General features: G+C 69.8%; 9 protein-coding genes. 2 read left to right on the top strand and 7 right to left on the bottom strand.

Translation table 11 applies throughout. The features are described from left to right. The 4 genes from FNH05_RS28785 to FNH05_RS28770 all read right to left on the bottom strand — a co-directional run. The coding region (locus tag FNH05_RS28785) for a hypothetical protein (RefSeq protein ID WP_144591989.1) at positions 1–234 on the bottom strand (234 nt) is incomplete at its 3' end. Between the two features lie 318 nt (positions 235–552). Next, positions 553–1,065 carry an endonuclease V gene (locus tag FNH05_RS28780; RefSeq protein ID WP_144591988.1) on the bottom strand — a complete coding sequence of 171 codons (513 nt, stop codon included), beginning with the start codon at positions 1,063–1,065 and terminating at the stop codon, positions 553–555. 66 nt (positions 1,066–1,131) lie between these two features. Next, on the bottom strand, positions 1,132–1,659 hold the full coding sequence (locus tag FNH05_RS28775; protein WP_144591987.1) for a dihydrofolate reductase family protein: 528 nt from the start codon (positions 1,657–1,659) through the stop codon (positions 1,132–1,134). Between the two features lie 90 nt (positions 1,660–1,749). Then, positions 1,750–2,670: an NAD-dependent epimerase/dehydratase family protein gene (locus FNH05_RS28770; protein ID WP_144591986.1), complete on the bottom strand. Its 921-nt coding sequence runs from the start codon at positions 2,668–2,670 to the stop codon at positions 1,750–1,752. 121 nt (positions 2,671–2,791) lie between these two features. On the opposite strand from FNH05_RS28770, the gene FNH05_RS28765 reads away from it, so the two are divergent. Next, the gene (locus FNH05_RS28765) at positions 2,792–3,742 is read left to right on the top strand and encodes a GlxA family transcriptional regulator (RefSeq protein ID WP_144591985.1); all 951 of its coding nucleotides are present in this window, start codon (positions 2,792–2,794) and stop codon (positions 3,740–3,742) included. 11 nt (positions 3,743–3,753) lie between these two features. Here FNH05_RS28765 and FNH05_RS28760 read toward each other — a convergent pair whose 3' ends face one another. The 3 genes from FNH05_RS28760 to FNH05_RS28750 all read right to left on the bottom strand — a co-directional run bounded on the left by FNH05_RS28760 (position 3,754) and on the right by FNH05_RS28750 (position 5,516). After that, on the bottom strand, positions 3,754–4,257 hold the full coding sequence (locus FNH05_RS28760) for a macro domain-containing protein (RefSeq protein ID WP_222426734.1): 504 nt from the start codon (positions 4,255–4,257) through the stop codon (positions 3,754–3,756). Between the two features lie 156 nt (positions 4,258–4,413). Further along, positions 4,414–4,830 (bottom strand): DUF4267 domain-containing protein, encoded by a 417-nt coding sequence (locus FNH05_RS28755; protein ID WP_144591984.1) that lies wholly within the window; start codon positions 4,828–4,830, stop codon positions 4,414–4,416. A 44-nt stretch (positions 4,831–4,874) separates the two neighbouring features. After that, positions 4,875–5,516 carry a hemerythrin domain-containing protein gene (locus FNH05_RS28750; RefSeq protein WP_144591983.1) on the bottom strand — a complete coding sequence of 214 codons (642 nt, stop codon included), beginning with the start codon at positions 5,514–5,516 and terminating at the stop codon, positions 4,875–4,877. Between the two features lie 113 nt (positions 5,517–5,629). Here FNH05_RS28750 and FNH05_RS28745 point away from each other — a divergent pair, with 113 nt between their 5' ends. After that, entirely contained in the window at positions 5,630–6,442 is an 813-nt protein-coding gene (locus FNH05_RS28745) for an AfsR/SARP family transcriptional regulator (protein WP_222426733.1), read from the top strand. Positions 6,443–6,547 lie beyond the last annotated feature (105 nt).

Here is a 6,547-nt window from a genome sequence, read left to right as displayed (position 1 = left end):
GATCAGCACACAGCCGACGACGACCGCGACGGCGGAGAACGTGGCCCACGAACCCGCGAAGGCGATCGCCAGCACCCCCGCAACCCCCAGGACGGCCGCGGCGATCACCGAAATCAGCGCGATGCGCAGGAGCCGGGATCGCAGACGCTCGACGACGTCCCGTCCGGCGGGAGCGCCTCCCTGGGAGTGGCCCCACCGCGACGTGGGCGGTGCGGTTAACGGCGTATCGGACATAGGCCCTTCCTGTATGCGAGGACAGCAAGTAACAGATGCCGCCCGGCAAGTTGGCGCTCGTTGGCAACCTCGGCGCGCGGCGATGCTATCGCAACCTACGGAAGCCAATCGGACGCTGTGAGCTAAGCCCGGGGAGGATACGCATTGACCAGCGTGATCACCCAATCGAGTGAATTACCCAGGTAGAGCCGCAGTTCTACGCTTCGTGATCATGGTCGCACACCCGTTCTGAGAGAGCGCTTTCAGGACGCTCCGAGAGACGTTCCAGCGCGACATAAAGCGGCGCGGCGTCACACCAATAAAACAATCAATGCTTGGTTATTGGGAGTGTTTTCCCGTTCGCGACAACCGGTCGACCAACCGGAGCGCGTCCGGCATCCGGTGCTCTCCCGCCATCCCGCGCACCAGTTCCGCCGCCCGGGCGGGCGCGATTCCGGCGGCGGTGACGTACAGCGGCCGCATCGCGCCGCCGCGGCGCACCTCGATCGCGTGCGTTGCGCCATGGAAGGCGCTCTTCGCCACGCCGATCACCGGCACCGCGAACTCGGCATGCGCGTGCGCCCCCAGCCCCGGCCTGCCCTCCGGGTCGAGTTCGACGTAGCCGTCGACGATCAGGAAGTCGAGCGGCCCCGCCTCCGCCAGCACGGCGCGCACCGCGGGCAGCTCCCGCTCGTAGAAGGCACCCGGGCGGTACGGCGCCACCTCGGCCAGCGTGACCACGTGAGTGCCGACCACCTCGGTGAAGGCGGGATCGGCGGCGATCACCAGCGCCGCGGTGGCGCCCCCGGCCTCGGGGTAGTACACGTCCACTGCCCCGTACCGGCCGCCCATGCCCGCCTCCCCTGCAAACCAACAACGATAGGTGCATGATCACAGGCGGACCGCGCTGCGGTGCGATCAGGCCGGCGTGTAGACGTGCTTGACGCAACCGTCCGGGAACGGGTGCGTCGACCGCAGTTCCCAACTCCGGACCGCGCTGCCGTCGATGCTCAGCCGCACGCCGCCGCCCATGAACCGCGGCACGGTGACGATCCCGAGCTCCGCCACCGCCCCGATCCCGACGAACGCGTCGAGCGTCCGCTGCCCGCCGACGAGGTGGACGTCGCCGTCGAGCCCGGCCTCCCGCATCAGTTCGAGCAACCGCTCCGGATCGGACGCGGTGACGACGTCCTCGGGCGTGCCCTCGGGCAGCGGGGTCGAGGTCAGCACGAACACCCGCAACCCCGGCCAGGGCCATTGCGGCGCACCCAGCGCCGGGAGGAAGCTGTTCCGGCCCATCACCGCGCCCCGGCACCCGGCGAGGAACTCCGGCAGCCCGTGCGATCCGCGGGGGTCGAACGTCGGCATCGCCAGTTGGACGGGCCATCCCTCCGGTGTGGAGAGGTAACCGTCGATGCTGGCGAAGAGGTGCGTCTTGATCTCCATGGCGATCCCACCGTCCGTGTTGTCGATCAGGGTCGCCCGTACCGACTTCGGCCCCGCCCCGGAATCATCGCACGAGCGACGTGGCCGACATCACTTCACCGAGTCGTCGATCAGTTCCCGCACCACGTCGTCCTGAGGCGTTGCCTTCAGGCCGAGGATCCGTTCGGTCTCGGCCGAATCCAGGATCGCGGGCCGGTCGAACAGGTAGCGCATCTCGCGGATCTCCGCCGTGATCGCGTCCGCACGCGCGAACGCGTCGAACTCTGCGTCGGACAAGCGCGTCACCTCTGCCGTGGGCGCACCGGCCGCCTCGGCCAGTTTCGCGCTCAACTCGGCCACCGAAGCCTCGCTGGTCGAGGGAACATGCCACCCGCGTCCCCACGCCCGGTCGTCCCGGCTCGCCGCGATCAAGGCACGGGCGGCGTCACCGGGGTAGGTCCAGCTGTGGGGCACGTCCGGGTCACCGGCGTACCGGGCCGGTTCCCCGGCCAGGATTCCGGGCACGACCGTCAACGTGTACAACGAGGCCGCAGACGGTCCGAAGAAGTCGCTGGCACGCACTTCCGTCACCCGCACCCGGCCCGCCTGGTGCGCGTCCAGCGCGTCCAGCCACATCTTGGCGCGCACCCGGCCCTTGACGGTGATCGGCGCCATCGGCATTTCCTCGGTGAAGGGGCCGTCGACCGGCCCGTAACCGTAGACGTTGCCCAGCATCACGTAGTCCGCGCCGGTGCGTTCGGTGGCGGTCAGCAGGGCGGCCGCCAGCGGCGGCCAGCCCGTGGGCCACAGGTTGTAGGCGGGCATGGCGCAGTTGAAAAGGGTGGCGGCCCCCTGGGTCAGTGCGGCCAGCCGCTCCGCGTCGGCCGCGTCGGCGGCGACGCGTTCGATCCCCGGGTGATCGGGTCCGCGGCCGCTCCGGGTGATCAGCCGGACCCGTTCCCCCGAGTCGGCCAACTGCCGCGCGGTGGCCGCTCCCGCCGCCCCGGCACCGACCACTACCTGCAAAGACATCCGCTGCTCCCAAAGTGATTTCGGAGGACTTGCGGCCCGCTCCGGACCGCTCCATCCACTGTGCTCGGCAGCGCGGCGCTACAGTAGTGGCCTGAATGCCATATTCCCCAAGGAACTGGCCATGCATCGGATCGCCGTCATCGCGGTACCTCCCGTCACGACCTTCGACCTGTCCATCCCCGGACTCGTGTTCGGCGTAGTCGCGACCGTTCAGGACGCGCCGGGCTACGAGGTGGTGCTGTGCACCGCGGACCCCGGCAGGGTCCCGGGCGCCGGCGGCATGGACATCGTGATCGGCCGTGGGCTCGACGCGGTGGACGGCGCCGACACCGTGATGGTCACCGGAACCGGTGCCACAGTGGTCGACGTCCGGGTCCTGACCGCGCTCCGGTCCGCCGCCTCGGCGGGCAAGCGGGTCGCGGCGATCTGCACGGGGGCTTTCGTACTCGCCGAGGCGGGTCTGCTGGACGGAAGGGACGCCACCACCTACTGGGCGCGCTCGGCCGAACTGGCCCGGCGCTTTCCCGCCGTGAACGTCCAGCCCGACGTGCTCTACGTCCAGGACGGGAACATCCTGACCTCGGCGGGACTTGCCGCCGGTATCGACCTGTGCCTGCACATGGTCAGGACCGACTACGGTGCCGCGGTGGCGAACACCGTCGCCCGGTATGTGGTGGTCGCGCCGGTGCGACCGGGCGGCCAGGCCCAGTTCATCGAGTCGCCGCTGCCACCGGAACGCGGCACCTCACTGGCCGCCACCCGGGAATGGGCCCGGCAACGGCTCCAGGAGCAACTGACCCTCACCGATCTCGCCGCGCACGCGAACATCAGCGTCCGGAGCCTGACCCGCCGGTTCCACTCCGAAACGGGACTCAGCCCGCTGCAATGGCTGCTGCACCAACGAATAGACCGCGCCCGCGAACTGCTGGAGACGACCACGCTGCCGATGGACCAGATCGCCCGCCTGAGCGGAATCGGCACGAGCGAGTCACTGCGCCAGCACCTGGTGCGGCGCGTGGGCCTGACCCCCAGCGCGTATCGGGCCACGTTCCGGCAGACACCCGCCTCGTGACATGCGTTGCTTCACGGGACGTAGACAAGAACCTCGACGCCGGCCAATCCCCCCAGTTCCCGCTCGACAACGGGACCGACCACATCCCAGTCGAGACCGCCGTTTCCACAGCCGAGCGGTGGCACGGCGACCGAGCGGAGACCAAGTTCTCGCACGACTCGGCGCAGGTCTTCGAGTCCGGCCTCGATGTCGGCAAGGCGAGACTTCGAACGCCAGTGGTTCTTGGTCGGGAAGTTGACGATGTAGCGAGGACCGTCACCGCCGTCCGTCGCATGCACGAACATCTCGCCCGGTCTCACCTGCCCCCGCTTGCACGCCGCTTCATACGCCCGGAAATTCTCCGGGAAGGCCCGCTTGAACTGCAGCGCGATGCCCTTGCCCATCACACCCACCGAATTGACCGCGTTGACCAGTGCATCCGCCTTCGATTCGAGCAGATCACCGCTTGTCATACGAACAACCACCGCACCCCCTCCGTTCGACGCTTGCCGCATCGTCGCAGGCACCACCGACATTTCCGGCACCGTCGCAACGAAAACCTCGCGACCTCAACCAGCGCCGACGCCACCCGGAAAACACCGAACGGCCTTCGTCGATCTCGACGAGGGCCGTTCGCGCTGGTAGGTGCCGTGGCAGGCCAGGGAGCGAACCGGCAACCTTCCGCTTTTACCTCAACGCAGGGCGGGGACCGGGGCGGCGGTGACCTTGCGGGTCTCGCGCAGGGTCAGTAGACCGGTGATGACGACCAGCGCCGCGGTCAGGCCGTGGACGCCGAACGCCACGGTCGCGGAGCCGCCGTGGGCGAGCACGTTGGTCATGTCGCCGAACGGGGTGAGGGCCTCGACCAGCAGGACCCAGCCCAGGGCGCGACGGTGACCGGTCAGCAGCAGGACGCTCAGGACCAGGCCGGACACGATGTCGCGGATGCCTTTCAGGATCAGGAAACCGCCGCCGTCGCCGGAGGGCCAGCTCGGCAGGCCGAAGCCCGGCGCGGTGGTCTCGGGGGTCAGGACGTAGGACATCCCGATGTAGAGGATGAAGAGGATGCCGGCGGCGGCCAGGACGGTGTTGATCTTCTTCAGCGACATTGTCGTCTCCTTGCGAGGCGCGTTCGGATAAGGGAAGGGCCGGGTCAGGCCGCGCGGACGCGGCGCATGTGGCGGACGTAGCGGGGGCGGCCGATGACGTGCCAGATGCCACGTACCGGTGCGGGGAGGACGGACAGGAGCGTGGCGCGCTCGGCCGGGTTCGCGTCCTCCAAGACGAGGCCGAAAAGCGTCAGCAGCGTGAGCTTGGGCGTGTTGGCCACCAGGTGCTCGCCCAGGGAGGCCCATTCCTTTTCGGTGATGTGCTTGGCCGCGAGCGGAAGAAGAGTGGTCTCCTCGTCGTCGAGGTGTTCGAGCAGGACCGCCCGATGATCGGCGAGGACCGCCACGAGGGTGTCGCGCTCGGCGGCTCCGGCGGTGGCCTCCCACTCAGGGACCACGGTGTCCAGCCTGGCCATGGTGGCGGAGATCCGCTCGTGCTGGGCCTCCATGCGTAAGACGATGTCCGCCTCCAGATCGACCCGGGAGAGGAGCGGCGGCCACAGCAGCTCGTCCTCGCCCTCGTGGTGGTTCTTCAGTCCCAGCCGGTAGTCGCGGAAGTGGTCGGCGATCACCTTTGCGCGAGCCGTGTCCCCCGGGGCGACCGCCTCGACGAGCTCCATCAGCAGCCGCGACTCGCGGCGGAAGGCGCGGTGGACGATCTCCATGTCCTGGGTGTCGACGGTCATCTGTTCCTGCCCTTCATCGGTTCGACGTGATCAAGACTGCGTCCGGGCGTTTGGAAGGCACTTGGAATCGACTTGGAACACTTGAAGCGGCCGCGAATACGATGTGCCACGTCATGCTCTTGATCCGGGTGTTGGGCTCGTTCACGGCCGAGGCGGGCGGCGAGCCCGTTCCCCTCGGCGGGCCGCGGCAGCGCGGCGTGCTGGCCCTGCTGGTGGCTGCGCGCGGGCAGGTCGTGTCGGTCGACCGGATGGTCGAGGACCTGTGGCGCGGCGAACCGCCGTCACGCGCTCTGGCGTCGTTGCAGGCGTACGTGTCCAACCTGCGCCGCCTGCTGGAACCCGGCCGCCCGCCGCGAACCCCGGCACGCCTGCTGGTAAGCGCATCGCCCGGCTACGCACTGCGGCTGGCTCCGGGGGCGGTGGACGCATGGCGCTTCGAGGAGCTGCTCGACGAGGCCCGTACGCTCGCCGATCCCCGTGACGCCCGCGCCCGGCTGGACGAAGCGCTGGCGCTGTGGCGGGGACCCGCGTTCGCCGAGGTCGTCGACGAGCCGTGGGCCGCCGCCGAAATCGCCCGGCTGAACGAGCTGCGCCTGGTCGCCCGCGAACTGCACATCGCGGCGGGACTGCGGCTCGGCGACCCCGCGGCGGTGGTGCCCGAGGCGGAGGGCCTCACCCGCGACGATCCCCTGCGCGAGGAGGGCTGGCGCCTGCACGCCCTCGCACTGTGGAGCAGCGGCCGCCAGGCCGACGCCCTGGCCGCGCTTCGCCGCGCCCGCGCCACCCTCGCCGACGAACTGGGCCTCGACCCCGGTCCGGACCTGGTGGCCCTGGAAGAGGCGATCCTCGCCCAGCGCACGGACGTCCTCCGTGCGGCAGTCCCTCCGCCCCAAGCAGACACGCCCCGCGCGCTCTCCCGCACGTAGAACGGGTTGCCGCCGGTCCGTTCGGCGATCCCGGCCACGGTCGCGTCGTCGGCCTCGCACTCGGCGCGTACGAGCTTCGCGACGGCGTCGCCTTCCAGCCCGGGC

Origin of the sequence: Amycolatopsis rhizosphaerae (assembly GCF_007713715.1) — a bacterium.
GTDB lineage: Bacteria > Actinomycetota > Actinomycetes > Mycobacteriales > Pseudonocardiaceae > Amycolatopsis_E > Amycolatopsis_E rhizosphaerae.
This window is presented reverse-complemented; position numbering and strand designations above follow the sequence as displayed.